This window comes from Bifidobacterium sp. UBA6881, assembly GCA_002451435.1.
Taxonomy (GTDB): Bacteria; Actinomycetota; Actinomycetes; order Actinomycetales; family Bifidobacteriaceae; genus Bifidobacterium.
In genome coordinates this window covers 13,738-33,519 of the sequence record DKCF01000038.1, presented here as the reverse complement: position 1 = coordinate 33,519, position 19,782 = coordinate 13,738, and the positions used below count along the sequence as shown (strand labels likewise).

Sequence of the window (19,782 nt, the reverse complement as noted above, 5' to 3'; positions counted from 1 at the left end):
GGCGCGTTCAAGGCATCCAGCCCGGCCGGCAAGTACCTGACCGACCATGGCGTGCAGCCGAAGAACTTCAACTCCTACGGTTCCCGCCGAGGCAACCACGAGGTCATGGTGCGTGGCACCTTCGGCAACATCCGTCTGCGCAACCAGCTGCTCGCCTCCGTGGGCGAAGAGGTCACCCCCGGTGGCTTCACCTACGACTTCCTCGACAAGAAGCCGACGACGATCTTCGAGGCGTCCCGCGACTACATCGCGCATGACGTGCCATTGGTCGTGCTCGCCGGCAAGGAATACGGCACCGGCTCCTCGCGTGACTGGGCCGCCAAGGGCACCGGCATGCTGGGCGTCAAGGCCGTCATCACCGAAAGCTTCGAGCGCATCCACCGTTCGAACCTGATTGGCATGGGCGTATTGCCGCTGCAGTTCCCCGAAGGCGAATCCTACAAGAGCCTTGGTCTCAACGGCACGGAGACGTACGACATCGACGGCATCGAGGAGCTCAACAACGGCTCCACCCCGAAGACCGTCCACGTCACCGCCACCCATGAGGACGGTTCCAAGACCGAATTCGACGCGGTCGTGCGCATCGATACCCCAGGCGAGGCGGATTACTACCGTAATGGCGGCATCCTCCAGTTCGTTCTGCGCAACCTCATGAAGTGACGGAATTCCGTCAGAACTTCGAACGGCCGGCCAATGGGATTCAATATCCACCCGAGGATTGAGTCCCATTGGCAGGCCGTTTCATGTCTCCGAAAGGTTTTCTCCCTCTGTTCTGCTTCGAATGCTGATGGAAGCACTATTCTGATCGCATATTCCGAAGAATCGCCCTTCCCTTTCTCTTTAGTTCCATGTCTCCGTTCTGTTGTCCTGTTCTAGTCTCCATCTTCGGTGCCAAACATGCAGTTCCAAATCCACTACGCAATCTGTTGTGCGAAACATGCAGGACACGCCCGGATTTTCACAGTTGAAACTGCATACTGGGCACGACAAAAAATCAGGAGATTCATGTCTGTATGTTTGGCACCATGGATTAGGTTGGGGGTTGGCCAAGAGTCGGCCAAGGGCGGGCCGAGAGTCGACTGAGGATGGGCTGAAGACAGGGTGGAGAGTTTAGCCGGGGAGAGGCCTAAGGATTTGGCCAAGGATACGAAATGAGTCAAGGAGAATCCGAAAATAGACCGGGATGGGGCGACGGCGGGAATCAGATGGACCCTGATGAGACGGAGTCGGAACGGGAAGTCATAGGATCAGCTCGGGGAACCCCGTATGAATCGAGGATCCGTGCAAGTCCATCCAAATTGAAGGCGTCTTCGAAGTGCAGCCGAATCACCGCATCCACTTGCGTCGTCAATCGCGATTCTCGAATGCGTTCCGCCTCCATGACCGCCAAGCTGGTCCGTCCTCCGGTCATGTGGGGATTCACATATTTCTCTCTACCATCGAGCTCCGCGACGATGACACGGCCATCCTGTCTGTGCCAGACGAAATCTCCACGGTAGGCGTTCCTGCGTCTGGACACCGGATCATCGAAAGCAACCTGTGTCTCCGGAGCCACGAATCCCGCCATGATGAAGGCGGCGAACATCATGTCCTCGCCGGGATTCTCGCAACCGGATCCCGCATATCGCAGAATCCGCAACGCACGACTTTTCCCGGGAATATATCGAAGTCGGCCGGTCCATGAGCGTACATCGCCGATTGTGGTCCGCCTCAGACGTATCGCCTGATTGACGGCCGACGACGCATAACGCTCGTCGAGCCAACGAAGGCAGTCGAAAATGGAACGGTGCAATGGCGTGACGGCTATTCCGTCTACAACTTGCACGACCGACACGTCAGTGCTCTTGCGAATGATGCGATTGTTGCTTCTGGAGTGTGACGTGCCGGTCGTACAGACATATAGGTGCTCCATCAGACGGTAGTTTTCGACGATTCCATGCACGACCGCGGCGGACGGACCACAGAACACCCAATGTGGGTGTCGATGTGACAATGTGCGGAGAATATGCAGGAACCGATCCTTGCACGACAGTGAATTCCAATAGGTCGATCGAACATACATTCTGGGGAACGGCATGCAGAGCATTCCATATCCGCATCGGGTTCGCATGATTTTCTGGACGCGGTTGGTTCTCGGGTAGGCGCATCGTCCTTGTCGCTCCGCCTCGAGCAGATAACAGCCGATTTCATCATTGATTATTTTGCGCATGGGGACAGATTATCGAAACGCCGAAGAGGGATTCGCCCAGGAACCGAGCCTGTGGTCGTAGGACCACGGTATTCCCTCCTCTCGGCGTGTCGATATAGAAGATTACCTGCAACCGCAACGGTTGGCGGATGGAATCCAAAATGCCGGATCGGTGGATAACCATCTATGTAATACCCCCTATCAAATTCTGTGGTCCTATGTCATCATCCCTTGCCGCCAAACATGCAGTTACCCAAATCCTAGATTTCCATCGTGCGCAATATGCATTTCCGACTATGAAAATCCGGGCGTGTCCTGCATATTCCGCACTGCGGATTAGGTGGTTGGTTCGGGACTGCGTAGTTGGCACCGAAGATGGGCTGAATAGGATGGGTTTGGTAGGAAAGAATGGATTGGATTGGGAAAGGTTGAGTTGGAAAAGACGGATTGGCCGAACAGGATGGGTTGGGTTGGGAAGAATGGTGGAAATGGGCTGGAAGGATGACAGGGGGCGGAAAGACAGTGGGTTTGATGGGAACGGACGGCGGCATGGACTGGAGTGGAGGATAAGGGTTGGTCGAAAACGGCCAGCGGGATAGGAACGGTTATTTGGACAGGGTGGAAACGATTATTTGAACGGGATGAAAACGGATTAATCTGGGAACCATGATTGATCACATCACCTTGCATGCTTCGGATGCGGAGCGCAGTATCGAATTCTACGCACAGGCGCTGGCTCCACTCGGTTACGTTCCCAAAGCCCATCATGAACCGACCATCGGATTCGGCGTGGATGACGGCACACCGCGCTCGGATTTCTACATCTCACCGATGGAGGATTCCGAGCAGCGGCCCATTCCCACGCACATCGCCTTCCGCGCCGCGAGCGAGCAGATGGTAAGGGACTTTTATGAAGCCGCGATCGCCGCCGGCGGCATCGACAACGGCGCGCCGGGACCGCGGGCTTACCACTCCGGATATTATGCGGCGTTCGTACTCGACCCCGACGGCAACAACATCGAAGCCGTCACCGACTGGTCGCACGCCAAGCGAGCCGAACAATTCGTGGAATAACCGGTCATGCTCCTCGAACGCGTCGTATGCGGATGTGGTTGATGGTCTGCACCAAACGGAGTTTGCGCGGATTCGCCTCACGCTGCAACCGGGTGTCGGCTACAGTTCACCGGAAAGCATACGTTCCCATTCGTTTGCCGGAGCTCTGGTATTCTTCTTTACCGCGGACCGTTCCTCATCTTCTGTCATTTGGGCACCTCTGATAAAACCTCATGCCAATCGTTTGATGTTTCGCTTCCGTTCAACGACATCAAAGGAGGCGGCAAGACCGTTTCTGTCGTGAGAATCGTTCCCGCTTCTTTCACTATTTACCGTTTGACGGAGTTTGTGTGGAATCAACCCTGTCATTACGTACGGGGATCATTTGGCCAACTGCGTAGTGGCGGGGGAGGCCAACGTCGGTCTTGTGCGGCGGATACGGCCCAATGCCAGACCGAGGCAGATGAACGCTACGCCGAACAGCGCCAGCAGTCCAGTCGACGATGCCCATGCGCCGTAATCCACTCCGGCCGCCGATGCCGTGCCCAGCCCGAACACATGGTCTATGGACTCGCACAGCCACCAGCCAGGCAGCAGCTTGCCGAGTGCAATCATCGGATCGGGCATCATATCCACGGGGAATGCCATGCCTGACGTGAACATGCACAACAGTCCGAACACGTTGGCGAACGCATTGACCGCCATTTCGGAAAAACCGATTGAGCCCAGAAGGAACCCGCATGCGATTGCCATCAGGGTATACACGAGCAGCGAAAAGAATGCCAAACCGACATTCGTCATCGTCAATCCGTCAAATGGGACTCCAATCATCGCCATCAGCGATAACGTCACAACGGTATAGCCAATGCATACCAATAATCCGAACAGCGAGCAAGTGAGCATCTGTTGCGATGCTATCGACAGAGATCGGGCTGGTGACGAGTATAGTCGACGGCGAATCTCACTGTCGTTGAACGTGCCGATTACCAGAAACGTGCAGATCGGCATGACCAGCAGCAGCGGATACAGACCGGTTTTGATGGTGTCGGCGAAGGCGGATGCGGCCGGCTTGACGGTATCGTTGACGGACTGCGATTGCACCACCGCAATGTTCGACGTCGCAGCATCGGCCTGCGCGGTTTCCAATGCCTCCCGCATGGCTGTATCCAGCGACTGTTGCGATTCGATCTGTCCCAAGTATGCGGTGCGTGTCAGCGACAAGAATTCATTGATTTCCAGCTGTGCGAGCGAGCCAGCTCCGGAAGCGTAACTGACCACGGTCTCGACGGTTGGCTGGTGGTCCGATGAACCATCCACATATTGCTGGTAGTCGGTGGTGAAACCGTCCGGCACAATCGCGATCAGATCGACGTAATTTGAAGCGACGGCCTGCTGCAATGATTCGGAATCATCGGCGATATCCACCAACTCGCTATCCAACGCAAGATACGAACGCAACGCCGATGCAATACCATCTGCGGAATCATCTCGGTCGATCACCGCCACGCGTGCCGCGTCGGGATGGAACGCATCATCGTCGCTTGCCATTGAACCGCGCATGATCTGCCAACTGATGGAAAACATCATAATGCTGATGAGACCCAGATAGATGACCAGATACATCTTTCGTGACTTCAGGATTTTCAGCGATATATTACAGGTGTGCATAACGTTGCCTCCTCAACAGAACGGTCGCCGCGGCAAGGCAGACCAGGCTCATTATGGCAAGAATGCCGGTGGTGGTGAAAAACGGCCGGAAACTGTCGTAATACAGGATGTCATAGAACAAATTCGTGATCTGCTGTGCCGGATTGAGCATGCTCAGCACAGGGGCATGCCGGGCGATCTGGTCGCTGAGCTCCATGGCGAACGAGCCATATAAGCCAGAGAACAACGACAACGTGCAGGCGAGCGCCGTGCACAAACCCTGTTTGGCTCCGGTCGGAATCTTCGGCAATGCCCCCAATAGCGTACCGAATGCGCTCGCGGCGAACGAAGCCATCGAGCAAGCGCCCACACCAGCCCATTCGCGTCCTCCAAGCGAAATGCCGCAGCCGAATCGGATGTACAGCATCGCCAGCAGCAAGCTTAGAAACGAGCACAGCCAGCTGGACAGGAATCCCGCAAGCAGCTGCTGCAGCTTCGGCAACGGCGATATGGAACGGCGGATGCCCAATGCAGACAGATTCGCCTGCGTCATCGTCACCGCGTTAATCGCGAAGCTCATCGCCATCAGCGCGGCCATGCCCAGAAGCGCGTAATAATACCGTGCGGTGCTGCTTGGATGGAAATTCGTCAGCTGTATTTCTTTCGTGTATCCGTTCGCTGAGCCGACGCCTCCGGTCGCGTCATTGTTCATCAATGCCGAAGGATTATGCTTCGCGATATCCGTGACCACGTCGGTGTTGCGATTGTACAGATCCACAATGTTGCCCAATACCGTTAGCGAGATGTCCAATCCGCTGCTCGACGCCATCACGTCCGATGCGGAGGATTGCGTTGCCGCCGAAACGGCGAACCTGAGTCTGCCGTTGCCGTCGGATCCGTCATCACTGATATACAGCATGCCTTGCATGGTGCCGTCGGCAAGGAGATGTTCCGCTTGCGATGTCGAACCTACCTTCTTCACATTGATAAGCTTGGTTCCACCGTTGCCGTCCATACCCACTTTCGCATGCCGGTCCGTTTCCGCTGCGGGAGAATCGGACGAAATGCCGTCGATTAGCGTCTGCGCTCCATAGGACGACTTCCACGCGTCGTCTTCGACCACGGCCACATCCAGCGTATGCAGTTCGAAGCTCTCCGCGATGTTGCCGAACATTCCATTGAACATGGTGGCCAGGATGATGGGGAAGGCGAACAGCCAGAACAGCTGTGTCTTCTCCCTCAAATGCAGTTTGAGATTGACCAGTAATGTTTCCCACATGATGTCACATGCCTTTCGCTTCCCGATAAGAGACCATACAAACCGCGTCAGTCGCGTAAGGCGGTGCCGGTCAACTCCAGGAACACATCGTTGAGCGTCGGCTGACGGCTGGAAAGATGCCCGATATGCGTGCCGGTCTGCTCCAGAAGCTGTAGTATGTCGATGAGATTGTGGTCGCCTCGGCGGCAGTTCACTGTCAATTCGTGGCCGTCATAATCGGCGCTGGCCACAAATGGCAGCGTCCGCAATCGTTCCAACGTTGTGTCGGCCGCATTCGCATGCCCTCCCAGATCGTCCGTTTCGATGCTGATGCGTTCGCCGGTGTCGATCATCGTCTTCAGTTCCTCGGCTGTGCCAAGCGCCAGATAGCGGCCGTGGTCCATAATGAGAATACGGTCGCAGATTTGTTCGACCTCTTCCATGTAGTGGCTGGTGTAGATCACCGTCGCGCCTTCGCGGTTAAGCCGTTGGATGCCTTTGAGAATCGCATTGCGACTCTGTGGGTCCACGGCCACGGTCGGTTCGTCGAAAAAGATCAGATCTGGTTTGTGCGCGATGCCGCAGGCGATGTTGAGCCGTCTCAGCAGACCGCCGGACAGCTTCGACGGCCGATATCCTCGGTAATCGTTCAAATCCACAAAGTCCAGCGCCTCGGACACCAGTTCACGGCGGTGTGCCCTATTCGGCGCATATAGCGAACAGAAGTAGTCGATATTCTCTTGAACGGTCAGTTCGTTGAACACGGCCACATTCTGTGGAACGATGCCAATACGGCGTTTTAGCGCGTAACTGGTCGGGCTGATTGGCTCTCCGAACACACGTACGCTGCCCTCGTCGAAGGAAAGCAGTGCGAGTATGCAGTTGATTGCTGTGGTCTTGCCTGACCCGTTGGGGCCCAATAGACCAAAGATTTCTCCTTGACGCACGTTGAGGTCGAAATAATCGAGCGCAAGCATGTCTCCATATCGTTTCACCAGTTTCGAAACGCTGACGGCGTCGACCGTGCTGGTCGGATCGTCTGTCTGTCCGCTCATGACAGGCTCCTTTCGGTTTCCTGATGTTGCCTCGTTTCCATTTTCGCAGTCGATGGTGCCCCCTACATGATGCCTGCCGTCATGTTTCGAGTTGACGAGCCCCGGCCTGGTGTGACAAATGTCATGTTCGTTTCTTCTTTTCCGGCGGCCATCTGCATGTGCACTACTCTTGAAGCAGCGGGCCTTACGATAGGCCTGGAATTATGGATGATGGCATTATGCGATGGAGGCGGCATGAATCGGTTGCTGTTCCAAGCCGTGTTCCTGGCCATGGGCTTGACCGCCGGTGTAAGGTTGTTCCACGATGTGACGCCCTCGCTGGTGTACGGTGCTCTTGTGGCGGTGTGCTGCGCCGCTTTGGGGGAGTACGCCGGTTGCATGCCGTTGACCGTGATGCTGCTTGTTGTATTGGATTGCGGTGCCTGCCTGGTATGGTCTTGGTGCCTGTTGCTGCCGATCGCTGCATTCAATGCTGCGTTGCTGCAAGACGGAAAGCCCGTGATGGTGGTTGCGCGCTGGTTATGGCTTATGCCCATCCTGACGATGGCATTGCGTTGCGGGCATGCGGATGTGCGACCTTTGCCGGCGACGCAGGTGGCTTTGCTGACGACGCTTGGTTTCGCGTGCGGCCTGTTTTGCGTGCGGAACGCGGCACTTGCCGAACAAGTCAAACGATTGCAGGATTCCAAGCGCAGCCAAATCCGTAGATTGCGATCTCAGCTTGCCGAACATGAGGAGGACCGTGCGCTGGCGGTCCGTACGGCAACGCTCGCCGAACGAACGAGAATCGCCAGGGAGATCCACGACAATGTCGGGCACGTGCTGACACGTGCCATTATGCAATCCGAGGCGGCGCAAGTGGTTTCACGCATCGCTGGCCAGGACGAATCAGCGCGGCAAATCGCGCAAATCCATGACACGTTAGGCGAGGCCATGACCATGGTGCGCAAATCGGTGCATGATCTGAAGGACGAAGGTACTGATTTCGTGGCTCAAATCGAGGCCGCGGCTCACAGCATGGATGATTCCGGCGTGCTGATTGTGCGGCTGGCCAATGACATCGCGTCCGCTCCGGCGGCGGTGTCGCGCTGTTTCGCCACAACCATTCGTGAAGCGTTGAACAACACGGTCCGTCACAGCTCGGCGAGCAACGTCACTATTACGCTGCATGATTTCCCGGCCTTATGGCAACTGTCTGTGCAGGACGATGGAGCACGGCATCCATCGGAAACGGCATTGGACACACCGCCGGAGACCGTGCCGGCCAAGGATTATTCGGGTATCGGCCTTGCCGATATCGAGGAACGTGCGCGGGCCCTCGGAGGCAATGCGCTATGCGGTCCGTATCATGATGGATGGCGTGTGTTCGTGTCCATTCCCAAGCCTTTGGCGAATGATGGCGCCAACGATGCCGATGTGAAGAAAGGAATCCGCTGATGCGTGTTGCGATTGTCGATGACGATCCAATCGTCTGCTCGTCGTTGTCCACGATTCTTGAAGTCACTGGCACCGCCGAAGTGGCATGGACGGCCAATACTGGTTTGGATGCGGTACGACGGTATGACGCGAACGAGCCGGATGCGCTGTTGATCGACGTGCAAATGCCTCAGATGGATGGGCTGGAGGCTTCGGAAACAATTATCGCCGCGCATCCGGACGCGCGGATCCTCATCCTTACCACCTTCGCCGACGAATCGTATATTGCCAGAGCGTTACGCATCGGAACAAAAGGATACCTGATCAAACAGGATGTCTCCTCCGTTATCCCCGCGGTGCAGGCCGTCATGGCTGGACAGGTGGTTATGGGGGCCGAGGTGCTGGGCAAACTGCGCGTGGGGTCGCCGACTGCCGAATCCTCCCGACAGGACGCTCCATCGTGCGATTCCTCCGACGATCATGTGCCGGACCGTTTCGCGAATCTCACCGATCGGGAATATGAGGTTCTGGAATTGGTCGCCGAGGGATTGGACAACCGTCAGATCGCGGCGCGGCTGTTTCTGAGCGAAGGCACGGTGCGCAACCGCATCAGCGCCATTCTCGCCAAAACCAATATCCCCAATCGCACCAAACTCGCCGTCGAATGGCTTTCCTGGCGGTAGACTCCTTGGCGTGGGTCAGATGAAAACGCGTCGTCAACGCCTTCTGAGCCGGTATGCCTTCCAGACGTCGCTGAGCTTCTGACCGTTCGACGTGCGTTTCCAGACATTGAGTCCCGCTGATTTTCCTCCGACGGAACGGGCCGCGGCGGTGGGCGTGCCGTATTCCTTGCCGTCATCCATACGGAGCCTGCCTTCCGCGGTGACGATGGCGATCCACCGTTCGCCCTTGCGGGGCCGGTTCCATACGAGGGTCTCTCCGGGAATGAGCAGTCCGGCCGCGAGCACCTGCTTGATGGTGACGCGCTTGGACGTGGGGGAGTCCTTGGCGGTCCCCACGGTGAGGGCCTCTTCGCTGAGCGCGGAGAGGTCGGTGTGCTCCGCGTCATACCTGATGTTCCAGTGGTCCGCGATGAGCCGGATGGTCTCATCCTGACGGCATTGCAGCGTCTGCGGCGTGCATTCGGCGATGTCGCCGAGCTCGGCCGTCAACGGGAATCGTCTGGAGCTTGCGGAAAGCAGCATGCGGTCGCGCCGTTGCGCGTATGCGGACAGCGGCGCCATCTGGCTTTCATTGGCCTGGGTGAGCGCGAGATTGCCGATGCGGTTGGTCCAGTGGTCCCGCGCCGTTTCGGACCATGCGGCGAAATCGGATGTCTTGCCGACCTGCTCGGGCAGTATCGGCATGGCTTTGAGGCTGCGGGGACGGGTGATGCGATGGCCCGCCTTCTGCTCGTTGGCGCGGATGAGCAGCAGTTTTTTCATGGCCGGACTGGTCTGCAGCTCGCCGCGCAGATGCGCGAGCGCCGTCCGGCGGTCCTCGTCGGTGATGAGGAATCCGCGTATTTGCTGAAGGGTGCGGTTTTTGTCGAGGTCGCGTATGGCTCCTGCGGCGCGGGTGCGTCGGGCGAGCGGGCTTTGCCTGTTGAGGCTGTCGATGCCGGTGACGCGTTCCAACGCGGCGAGGATGCCTCGGAGTCTGTCGATGTCGTGCAGCTGCAGCGGCGTTTCGGCGCGGCCCGTCGCATCGTGCGCGGTCGTGTGGCTGCCGGGCGCGGCGAAGATGCGTATGTCGGCGTCGCCGAGATTGCGGATGGAGTTGACGAGCGCCCACATGGCCACGGGTTTCCAGTCGGTGGTCGGATAGTCGTTGAGCGATACGAGCAGGGCGACGACGTTGTCGGGAAGGCTCGTGTCGGTGGGGTGTTCGAGCATGCGCCAGGCGTTGGCGTAGGGCGCGAGCAGTTCGTCGATGAAGGCGATGGTGTTGTGTTTCTTCGCGTATGGTTTGAGCACGTCCTTGCGGAATTCGTCGAGGAGCCGCGCGCATACGGCTTTGTGCGAGACGATGAGATGCAGGTCGGAGAAGAATTCCTCGAGCGTGCCGGCGTCGTCGCCGAGCGGGTCCATGATGTCGTCCCACCGTGTGGCGTAGGCGTTGCGTGCCGCCGACGATATTTCGGCGATGGTGCGCGCCTTGAACACGTCCGAGGCCGTCAACGGCACTCCCCGCATGTTCATCACGTCGAAGATGCGGTGCGCGCCGGCGAGGTCGTCGGTGGTGACGATCACCAGAGTGACCGCGTTCACCAGATAGGAGGCGAACCGGCGCCGTTCCTTGGCCGGCATCGTGGCGAGCATGTCGAACACCTGCCTGGTGTTGAGGGCGATGTTGCGCTGCGCGTGCGACGCGATGTCGTTGTCGCGTAGGTCGAACAATCCCTCGAGGTCCCCTTCCTGCACGTACATGCGAAAGAAGCCGGCGTCGCGTTCGCGCAGTTTGAGCCGGGGCTCGGCCTTGATGCCGCGGAGCTTGTCTCCCGGCTCCAGAATGAGCCCGCTGAGCGCGTCGATGAGGTCGGGGTCGTCTTCGAGGTCACGCAATACGGCGATGATGATCGACAGGGAGATGAGTCGCTGTTGCCCGTCGATCACCTGGTATTTGCCGTGTCCGTCCTTGACGAGGATGAGCGAACCGAGGAAATACGGCGTTTCGGGATGCGCGCAGGCGTCCTGCAGGTCGTTGACGAGTTGTTCGACGTTCTCCGTCTGCCATGTGTACGCGCGTTGGAATGAGGGGATTACGAACCGGTAGTCGGAGGTGAACACCTTGCCGAGAGGCTTTTCCGTTGCGTTGATTGACATATGACCACCGTTCCTCGTTGGGTTTCCGCCCGTCGTTCCGTATGACCCCAGTCTATGGTCCGGGGTTGTCTTGCCGGCCGTGGGTCAGGGGCGCGGCGGCAGGTCGGCGCGCTCCACCAGCCGCGCCATCTGGATGCGGCTCATGCACAATTTGTCCGCTGCGGAGGAGATATGCGCCTTGACCGTGCGCTCGGAGATGAACATGCGTTGCGCTATCTGCGCGTTGGTATGGCCGTCCGCGGCGAGGATGACGGCTTCGCGCTCGCGTTCGGGCAGCGCGTCGAGCATGGTCCGCGCCTCATCGCGCCGCGATTGGGATTGCCGTGCGTGCAGTTCGGTGATGAGCTGACGTTGGCTCGCGGGATTGAATTGCGGCGTGTCCTCGCATATGCCGCATATGCGGCGGATGATGTCTTCCGGGGCATCGGTTTTGGAGACGAATCCTCCCGCTCCGGCTTCGATGGCGCGTTCCACCGTGCCGCTGGGACTCAGAGAGGTCAGGATCAGCACCTGTGGCGGCCGGGGGAGCGCGCGCAGCCGTCGCGTGGCCTCGATGCCGTCCATGCCCGGCATGGCGATGTCCATCAACACCACGTCGGGATGCTCTTCCGTGGCGTGCCGGATGGCCTCTTCGCCATTGGTGCAGGTCGATGCCACGCGCAGCCGGCCCGACGAATAATCCTCAAGGATCATGCGCATGGCCTGGCATATCATCGGATCGTCGTCGATGACGCTGACGGTTATCGGCGATTGGTCTGTTGCGTTTTCTGCGGTACTCACGCCACCCATGGTAGCCGTACGTCCACATGGAACGCATGCCGGTCGTCGAAACCGAACCGGCATGTTCCGCCGGCCTTCCGCACGCGTTCCGCGAGCCCCGGCAGACCGGCGCCCGGACGGGACGGGGAGACGGTTCCGGCCTTCGTGGGATTGGAGACGTGCACATGCACGCCGGCCGTGGGGTTCGCGGACACTTCCAAGGAAACGGGTTCTTCGGGCGCATGCCGCCTGGCGTTGGTCATGCCCTCCTGGATGGCACGGTAGGCGATCTTGCCTACCGCGTCGTTGAGCCGGCCCAGTTGCTGGATGTCGATCCAGGTGTTCAGGTGCATGCCGGCCGCACGCGCGTCGCCGATAAGCGCATCCAACGAATCGCGGGTCAACGACGTTTCATCGGAAGGGGCCAACTGCATGCGCGCCTGTTCGGGATGTCTCAGCATATCGATGATGCTGTGCGCCTCGTCCAAAGCCCCCGCGGCCTGTTTGCGGATGTCCTCGCTTTTTTCGGCGATTCGTTCCGCCGCCTCGGTCATCCGGGAGGGGTCCATCGCATTCGCCTCCCGGCCGAGCCTCACGGATTCGGCATGCAGCGCGCTCGCGTTCAACGCCAGCAGCGACAACGAATGGGCGAGCGTGTCATGCGCCTCGGCCGCGATCGCGTCGGCCAGCTGACGGCTGTCGATCGTGGTTTCGAGCCGTGCCACCTGCGCTCCGGCCGCGTCGGCCTTGGCCGCGGCCATCGACGCAAGCGCCCGTGAGCGGATATGCAATCCCGCGAGAACCGCTATGACCAATTCCAGCGAAGCCGCTACGACCGCGGTGATGATGACGGTGCGCTCGTCGGCCAGCATCACCAGCTCGTTGCCATACTGCCTGCCGGTGTACGGTTTGGCGAAGACCGCATGCCAAAACGACGCCTCCGGGGATTTCGTTGCGTCGCGCAATTGCGAGGCCAGCGTGACGAAGCCGGCCAGAATGGTGGCGCGGACGGTCAGCGTGGAATCGTTCCGTCTTGCCAGCAGCGCGGTCAACGCCATAAGCGCGATGGTGGAATCATAGGGGAAGACCAACACCAGGACGCATGAGGCGAGGAACGTGGCGCGCGGGTGCCGGGAGCGCGCCAGCAGAAGAAATCCGGAGGCGAACGCCAGCAGTATGCCGATGACGGCCCATGTGTATGCCGCCGAATCCTGGTCGAACTGTTGCGATGCGAACGAGGCCTGCGTAAGGCACATGAGATCCGCGCAGCATACCATCAGCGGGCTGCACCAGATTCTGCTGCGCACCGGCACCTCGACCACGGCTGGGGAACTCGTCTTCTCGTTCATACCCACCATTATCGGGGCGCATGCCGAAAGACGCCAGTGGCCTTCCGTACCGCCGGACGCGCACGAAAGGGCAACCGGAATTGGCCTTTCGTCCAATACCGCCGACGGCCATGTTCCCATACGCTCGATGGTGTTTCAATCATTACGAGAAGAAGGAACGATCATGAGCGGTCTCCACACCACGCAGCAGCCACAGCCTGCGGAACCGATGCCATCAGCACAGCCGAAGACGAAGAAACCGTTGTACAGACGCCTATGGTTCTGGCTCGTCATCGTCGTGGCGGCGTTGGCCGTCATCGGCGTCTCGGGCGGAAACGGATCCTCGACGAACGGCGGCCAGACGACGTCGTCCGCGCAATCCCAGCGGTCAACGGATGCGAAACAGGGGCGGCAGGACGCTCAGAGCGAACAACAGAAAAAGGAGGAATCGGTTCCCGCGGAATACAAGTCGGCCTTGCGGCAGGCCGATGTCTACGCCAACACCATGCACATGTCGAAGGCGGGTCTGCTCAAACAGCTCACCAGCGAATACGGCGGCCAGTTCTCCCAGGAGGCGGCCCAATACGCCGTCGACAACGTGAAAGCCGACTGGAACGCGAACGCGCTCGCCGCGGCGAAGAACTATCAGGAGACCATGGCCATGTCCCCCGAGGCGATCCGCGACCAGCTCACCAGCGAATACGGCGACCAATTCACCGCGGAGGAGGCCGATTACGCCATCCAGCATCTGAACGACTGACGGCACGCCATACGGGAGCCGGCGCGGAACCGGTTCCCATGAAATCATCAGGCAATTGTCGTATTGTGGTGCGCAATCGAGAAAAAGGAGCGATCATGACATTCGGTCAGCAGCCCCAGGGCAACAACGCCAATGGTTTCAACGGCCGGCAGCAGTACGGCAACGGCCAGCCTCAGTACGGGCAGAACCAGTACGGGCAGAACCAGTACGGCAATTACCAGTACGTTCCGCAGCAGCCATATGGTCAGGGTCAGCAGAACTACGCCTATGCGTCGAACGGAGCCGCCGCGGTTCCGACGCAGGCCGCGTACTCCTACGAGGAGGCGCAGCGCGTCTCCGTCTCCCGCGCGTACGGCGAGATGACCGTCGGCCTGATCGTCACGGCCATCGTGGCGGTGCTCACGCAGATGAGCGGCCTGTACATCGCGCTCATCCAAGCCACCGGCGTCTTCGGCATGCTCGCGCCGGCCATCATCGAAATCGGCCTCGCCATCTATCTCGGCGCCCGCATCCACCAGATCAAGCCTGGCACGGCGCGCGTCATGTTCTATGTGTACGCGGCGATCATGGGCTTCACGCTGAGCACCATCTTCGCGGTGTACGATCTGGGATCCATCGGCCTTTCGCTGGCGTTGTGCGCCGGCTTCTTCTTCGCGCTCACCATGCTTGGCCGCACCACGAAGATCAACATGCTCAAGGCCGGTCCGATCCTCATGGTCGGCCTGGTCGTGCTGATCGTCGCCGAGGTGCTGCTCATGATCTTCGCTCCGGGACAGACCACGTTGATGGTCGTCTCCGCCATCGGTCTCGTGCTGTTCGCCGGCATGACCGTCTACGACGCACAGGCCACGCGCGCGCTGATGGCGCAGTACGCGGGGCAGGGCGAGGACATGGTCAAGAAGATCTCCATCATCTGCGCGCTGAACCTGTATCTGGACTTCGTGAACATGTTCCTGTACATCCTCCAGCTGCTCGGCAACCGCGACTGAACATAGCCGCCGTGGTACGTTTCCGGGCGTCGCGGAAATCCAAGCCTGACCAGAATATGGTCAGGCTTTTTTCTTGCCGTGATGCGTGCCCTACGGTGGTGGCTCATGCAGAGGAAAGAAATCGGCGGCATGACCTGCCTGGTATTGACCGCCATGATTTGGGGATTCGCGTTCGTATCCCAGGTGCAGGGCATGGATTCCACGACGCCGTTGTTCTTCGGCGCCACCCGTTTCACGTTGGGCGCCGTCTCATTGCTGCCGCTGCTGTGGTTTCGCCGCGACGGCATCGCGCGCAGGGAGCGCGCCCGTCGCGCGGCGGGGCATGGGCCGGACGTCGTCTTCGGCGATGGGCGGAAGATGACGATGCCGGCCTGGCTGGGCAATCCCGTGGTGGCAAGCGTCATCTGCGGCGTGGTACTGTTCACCGCCAGCACCGTCCAGCAATACGGCATCCTGTACTCCGGGTCGGCCGGCCGTTCCGGATTCATCACGGCGTTGTACATCGTGATGACGCCGTTGCTGGCGTTCGTCGTTCTGCGGCGTCGCGTGCACGCGGGCGTCATGGTCAGCGTCGCGATCTCCGTGGTCGGATTCTACCTGCTGTGCGTCACCGACGGGTTCGGCTCGATCACGGTGGCCGATGTGGTGCTGCTGCTCACCGCGGTGCTGTTCGCGGGACACATTCTCATCATCGACACGTTCGGACGCGACATGGATCCGATTCTGCTCTCATTCGGCCAGATCGCCACCACCGCGGCGCTCAGCTGGATCGGCTCGCTGTTCGAGGGGTCCATTGATTGGAACGGCGCCACACACAGCTGGTTCGCGATCGTATACGCGGGCGTGTGCTCCGCCGGAGTGGCCTACACGCTGCAGGTGGTCGGGCAGCAGCTGGTTCCGCCGACCCGGGCGTCGGTGATCATGTCGCTCGAATCGTTCTTCTCCGCGGTCGGCGGCGTCATCATCCTCGGCGAGACGATGACGCCGCGCGCCTGTGTCGGATGCGCGCTGATTTTCGCGGGGACGGTGCTTGCCCAGATGCCGGCGAGGATTCCGGGTTCGCGCATGCGCCGTGGATGACGAAGGTCCGCGTCCCGAAACGCGGTGTTCGGAACACGGACCTTCGTCCAGATTCATCGGATATGCCGGCAGAATGGCCTCTGCGGTCAGCTCGTCTTCGGAGCCTCGCCCACCTGCGGCGCGCCGTTGATGTCGCGGTGGATGTTCTGCATCTGCGTCTCCACGTTCTGCAGGCTGCGCGCGCAGTCGAGCAGGGTCTGCGAGTGCTCGGCGAGCTTGGAATCCGGCAGGTCGGTCTTGTACCGCAGCGCATGTTCGAGACTCGCCCAATAGTCCATGGCGATGGTGCGCAGCTGCACCTCGACGGGCGTGTAATGCGGTCCCGACGACAGGAACACGGGCACCGCGAAGATCACATGCAGCGAGCGGTATCCGTTCTGTTTCGGATTCTTGATGTAGTCCTTGACGCGCAGCACCTGGATGTCGCTTTGCGCGGACAGATAATTCGCCACGGAGTACACGTCGTCGCGGTAGTTGCAGATCACGCGCACGCCGGCCACGTCGAAGAGGTTGTCCTTGACGGCGTTGACGGTGAGCGGAAGATTGCGCCTCCTGAGCTTGCCGATGATGGAATCGATGGATTTGAGACGGCGCTCCATATGATGGATCGGATTGTGCGCGAAACGCACCTGGAATTCGGAATCGAGGATCTCCAGCTTGGTGCTGATCTCGTACATCGCGCCCTCGTACACCTGCATCTGGTCGATGAACTCGGTGATCTGGTCCGCGGAGAACGTCCCGTCGCCGAAATCGATGTCGCTCAGGCGCGCCTTGAGCTCCGTGGTGTTGATGCGGTTCTGTCTGTCAAGTATCACGGGCAACAGTGTACCCACACGTTTCCCTATGAATCTGGGAAGGGACTGGAAAACCGGACGAAGCCCATGCCGGATTCACGATATCCGCGCATCACGGCGTTTCCCGCCTGACAATCCCTGCCGATAGCATGGAACGTTATGAATGAAGATATGATGACCGAGGCGGAGCGCGCCTCGAAACTGGCCGAACCGGCCGAGGGCGTCCCGTCGAGGGGCAAGGGCGTGTTCTACGTGCACACGCTCGGATGCCAGATGAACGTGCACGACTCAGAGCGCATCGCCGGCGTGCTGGAGAAGAACGGATACGTTCCGGCCACGGAACGGCAATATGAGGACCATGACGTCGATCTGATCGTCATGAACACCTGCGCGGTGCGCGAGAACGCGGCGGAGCGCATGTACGGCACCATCGGCCTGTGGGCCGAGATGAAGCGGGAACGCCCGAACCTGCAGATCGCCATCGGCGGCTGCATGGCGCAGCTCGACCGTGAGAAGATCGCCAAGAAGGCCCCCTGGGTCGACGCGGTGTTCGGCACCAAGAACATCGGGGCGCTGCCGCAGCTGCTCGACCAGGCGCGAATCGAAGGCCACGCGCAGGTCAAGGTCAAGGAGGATCTGAACTACTTCCCAAGCCAGCTGCCGACCGACCGCGCGTCGAAGGTGTCCAGCTGGGTGTCCATCTCCGTGGGATGCAACAACACCTGCACGTTCTGCATCGTGCCGACCACGCGAGGCAAGGAGCATGACCGCCGTCCCGGCGACATCCTCGCCGAAATCCGCCAATGCGTCGACGACGGCGCCAAGGAGGTGACGCTGCTGGGACAGAACGTGAACTCCTTCGGATACGGCATCGGCGACCGCTTCGCGTTCTCCAAGCTGCTGCGCGCGTGCGGCGACATCGAAGGGCTGGAACGCGTGCGCTTCACCTCGCCGCATCCCGCGGCGTTCACCGACGACGTGATCGCGGCCATGGCCGAGACTCCGAACGTCATGCACCAGCTGCATTTCCCATTGCAATCGGGTTCCGACAGGATCCTGCGCGCGATGCGCCGCTCCTACCGTTCCGCGAAGTTTCTCGACATCCTGCGCAAGATCCGTGAGGCGATGCCGGACGCGCAGATCTCCACCGACATCATCGTCGGTTTCCCCGGCGAGACGGAGGAGGACTTCCAGGAGACGATGCGCGTGGTCGAGGAGGCCCGCTTCTCGTCGGCGTTCACCTTCATCTATTCGCCGCGTCCGGGAACCCCGGCCGCGGCGATGGAGCAACTGCCCCACGACGTCGTCCAGGATCGCTTCGAACGGCTCGTGGCGTTGCAGGAGCGCATCACCGCGGAGAATCTGAAGACGTTCGAGGGCCGCGACGTCGAAGTGATGGTCACCGGAGCGTCCGGCAAGAAGGACGCCGCCACCCATCGCGTCACCGGCCGTGAGAAAACCGGCGTGCTCGTGCACGTCGGCGTACCGGAGGGCGAACCGACGCCACAGATCGGCGATTTCGTGACGGCCACCGTCACCCACGCCGGCAAGCACAACCTCATCGCCGATCCCGATCCGAAAGCGGGGCAGACCTATGCCATCCGACACTGAACGCGACGAACTGCCATCCGATGTCCGTCAGCGGAAGGTCATCTCCATCGTCGGTCCCACGGCATCCGGCAAAACCGGCCTCGGCATCGCCATCGCCAAGGCGCTGCAGGCCAAAGGCGAACAGGCGGAGATCGTCAACGCCGACGCCTACCAGATGTACCGCGGCATGGACGTCGGCACCGCCAAGGCGACCGCCGAGGAGCAGGCGCAGGTCAGACACCATCTGATCGACATCATCGAACCCGACGACGCGATGTCGGTGGCCCGATTCCAGAAGATCGCGCGCGCCACGATCGCCGAACTGCAGGGCAGGGGAGTGCGGCCGATCCTCGTCGGCGGCTCCGGTCTGTACGCGCGTGCCGCGATCGACGACATCTCCTTCCCCGGCACCGATCCCGACGTGCGCAGGAAACTTGAGGAGCGTGAAAAGACCGAAGGGGCGGGAGCGCTGTTCGACGAGCTGAAGGCCAAGGATCCCGAGGCCGCGGCGCGCATGGATCCGCACAACCCCCGCCGCACCATCCGCGCGCTCGAGGTCATCGAGGTGACCGGACGTCCGTATTCGGCGAGCCTGCCGCACTACCGGTACGTGATTCCCACCGTGCAGATCGGCCTCGACCTGCCGCGCGAGGAACTCGACCGGCGCATCGACATCCGCACCAAGCGGATGCTCTCCGGAGGATTCATCGAGGAAGTGGAACGGCTGCGCCCCCGTCTCGGCATCACCGCAGGCAAGGCGCTCGGCTACCAGCAGGTCATCGACTACCTCGACGGGCTGTGCGATCTGGACGACACGTTCATCGCCATCGCACAGAAGACGAGACGCCTCGCCCGCAAGCAGATGGGCTGGTTCGGCCGCGATCCGCGCATCCACTGGCTGCAGGCGCTGAACCCGGCGCTGATCGACAACGCCATGGCCATCATCGAACACGCCGATGCCGGCGACTACGACGCGATCGACGCGCAGGCCGACGCCTACACGCAGCACCATCTCGGCGACATCGCCGCGCGCTGACCGG

Annotated in this window: 16 protein-coding genes and 1 pseudogene; 9 read left to right on the top strand and 8 right to left on the bottom strand. The window is 60.3% G+C overall.

Translation table 11 applies throughout. The annotated features are described in order from the left end of the window. Positions 1-660, top strand: a pseudogene (acnA, locus tag B3C64_RS03145) (aconitate hydratase); the annotation flags it as partial. A gap of 541 nt (positions 661-1,201) precedes the next feature. Here the strand turns inward: acnA and B3C64_RS03140 are convergent. Beyond that, a complete protein-coding gene (locus B3C64_RS03140; protein ID WP_291533665.1) occupies positions 1,202-2,209 on the bottom strand; it encodes a hypothetical protein in 1,008 nt (335 codons plus the stop codon). Between the two features lie 645 nt (positions 2,210-2,854). Here B3C64_RS03140 and B3C64_RS03135 point away from each other — a divergent pair. After that, on the top strand, positions 2,855-3,262 hold the full coding sequence (locus B3C64_RS03135; RefSeq protein WP_291533664.1) for a VOC family protein: 408 nt from the start codon (positions 2,855-2,857) through the stop codon (positions 3,260-3,262). 360 nt (positions 3,263-3,622) lie between these two features. Here the strand turns inward: B3C64_RS03135 and B3C64_RS03130 are convergent, their stop codons facing one another. Genes B3C64_RS03130 through B3C64_RS03120 form a run of 3 tightly spaced genes read right to left on the bottom strand, consistent with a single transcriptional unit; the run spans position 3,623 to position 7,201 of the window. Continuing rightward, on the bottom strand, positions 3,623-4,909 hold the full coding sequence (locus B3C64_RS03130) for an ABC transporter permease (RefSeq protein WP_291533663.1): 1,287 nt from the start codon (positions 4,907-4,909) through the stop codon (positions 3,623-3,625). Further along, positions 4,896-6,167 (bottom strand): ABC transporter permease, encoded by a 1,272-nt coding sequence (locus B3C64_RS03125; RefSeq protein ID WP_291533661.1) that lies wholly within the window; start codon positions 6,165-6,167, stop codon positions 4,896-4,898. Before B3C64_RS03125 ends, B3C64_RS03130 begins: the two co-directional genes overlap by 14 nt. Positions 6,168-6,214: 47 nt before the next feature. Next, the gene (locus tag B3C64_RS03120) at positions 6,215-7,201 is read right to left on the bottom strand and encodes an ABC transporter ATP-binding protein (RefSeq protein ID WP_291533660.1); all 987 of its coding nucleotides are present in this window, start codon (positions 7,199-7,201) and stop codon (positions 6,215-6,217) included. 69 nt (positions 7,202-7,270) lie between these two features. Between B3C64_RS03120 and B3C64_RS03115 the strand changes: the two genes are divergently transcribed. Together B3C64_RS03115 and B3C64_RS03110 are read left to right on the top strand one after the other, a co-directional pair. Next, on the top strand, positions 7,271-8,638 hold the full coding sequence (locus B3C64_RS03115) for a sensor histidine kinase (protein ID WP_291533659.1): 1,368 nt from the start codon (positions 7,271-7,273) through the stop codon (positions 8,636-8,638). Next, positions 8,638-9,300, top strand: a complete 663-nt coding sequence (locus B3C64_RS03110) for a response regulator transcription factor (RefSeq protein WP_291533658.1) — start codon at positions 8,638-8,640, stop codon at positions 9,298-9,300. The genes B3C64_RS03115 and B3C64_RS03110 overlap by 1 nt, the downstream gene beginning before the upstream one ends. A gap of 33 nt (positions 9,301-9,333) precedes the next feature. Here the strand turns inward: B3C64_RS03110 and B3C64_RS03105 are convergent, their stop codons facing one another. The 3 genes from B3C64_RS03105 to B3C64_RS03095 form a co-directional block, all read right to left on the bottom strand. Further along, positions 9,334-11,442: a GmrSD restriction endonuclease domain-containing protein gene (locus B3C64_RS03105; protein WP_291533656.1), complete on the bottom strand. Its 2,109-nt coding sequence runs from the start codon at positions 11,440-11,442 to the stop codon at positions 9,334-9,336. A gap of 84 nt (positions 11,443-11,526) precedes the next feature. Next, positions 11,527-12,231, bottom strand: a complete 705-nt coding sequence (locus B3C64_RS03100) for a response regulator transcription factor (RefSeq protein ID WP_291533655.1) — start codon at positions 12,229-12,231, stop codon at positions 11,527-11,529. Further along, positions 12,219-13,478, bottom strand: a complete 1,260-nt coding sequence (locus B3C64_RS03095) for a sensor histidine kinase (protein ID WP_349679952.1) — start codon at positions 13,476-13,478, stop codon at positions 12,219-12,221. Before B3C64_RS03095 ends, B3C64_RS03100 begins: the two co-directional genes overlap by 13 nt. Before the next feature lie 235 nt (positions 13,479-13,713). Here B3C64_RS03095 and B3C64_RS03090 point away from each other — a divergent pair, with 235 nt between their 5' ends. From B3C64_RS03090 to B3C64_RS03080, 3 genes are all read left to right on the top strand, one after another. Then, positions 13,714-14,289: an Ltp family lipoprotein gene (locus B3C64_RS03090; protein WP_291533653.1), complete on the top strand. Its 576-nt coding sequence runs from the start codon at positions 13,714-13,716 to the stop codon at positions 14,287-14,289. A gap of 95 nt (positions 14,290-14,384) precedes the next feature. Then, positions 14,385-15,278, top strand: a complete 894-nt coding sequence (locus B3C64_RS03085; protein ID WP_291533652.1) for a Bax inhibitor-1/YccA family protein — start codon at positions 14,385-14,387, stop codon at positions 15,276-15,278. A gap of 105 nt (positions 15,279-15,383) precedes the next feature. Next, complete coding sequence (locus tag B3C64_RS03080) at positions 15,384-16,358, top strand: DMT family transporter (RefSeq protein ID WP_291533651.1); 975 nt, start codon at positions 15,384-15,386, stop codon at positions 16,356-16,358. A gap of 86 nt (positions 16,359-16,444) precedes the next feature. On the opposite strand, the gene B3C64_RS03075 is transcribed toward B3C64_RS03080, so the two are convergent. Next, complete coding sequence (locus B3C64_RS03075; protein WP_291533686.1) at positions 16,445-17,182, bottom strand: GTP pyrophosphokinase; 738 nt, start codon at positions 17,180-17,182, stop codon at positions 16,445-16,447. 129 nt (positions 17,183-17,311) lie between these two features. Here B3C64_RS03075 and miaB point away from each other — a divergent pair, with 129 nt between their 5' ends. Together miaB and miaA are read left to right on the top strand one after the other, a co-directional pair. Further along, positions 17,312-18,763, top strand: a complete 1,452-nt coding sequence (gene miaB, locus B3C64_RS03070) for a tRNA (N6-isopentenyl adenosine(37)-C2)-methylthiotransferase MiaB (protein WP_291533649.1) — start codon at positions 17,312-17,314, stop codon at positions 18,761-18,763. Continuing rightward, positions 18,747-19,778: a tRNA (adenosine(37)-N6)-dimethylallyltransferase MiaA gene (gene miaA, locus B3C64_RS03065; RefSeq protein ID WP_291533648.1), complete on the top strand. Its 1,032-nt coding sequence runs from the start codon at positions 18,747-18,749 to the stop codon at positions 19,776-19,778. The genes miaB and miaA overlap by 17 nt, the downstream gene beginning before the upstream one ends. The last annotated feature ends 4 nt before the right edge of the window (positions 19,779-19,782 follow it).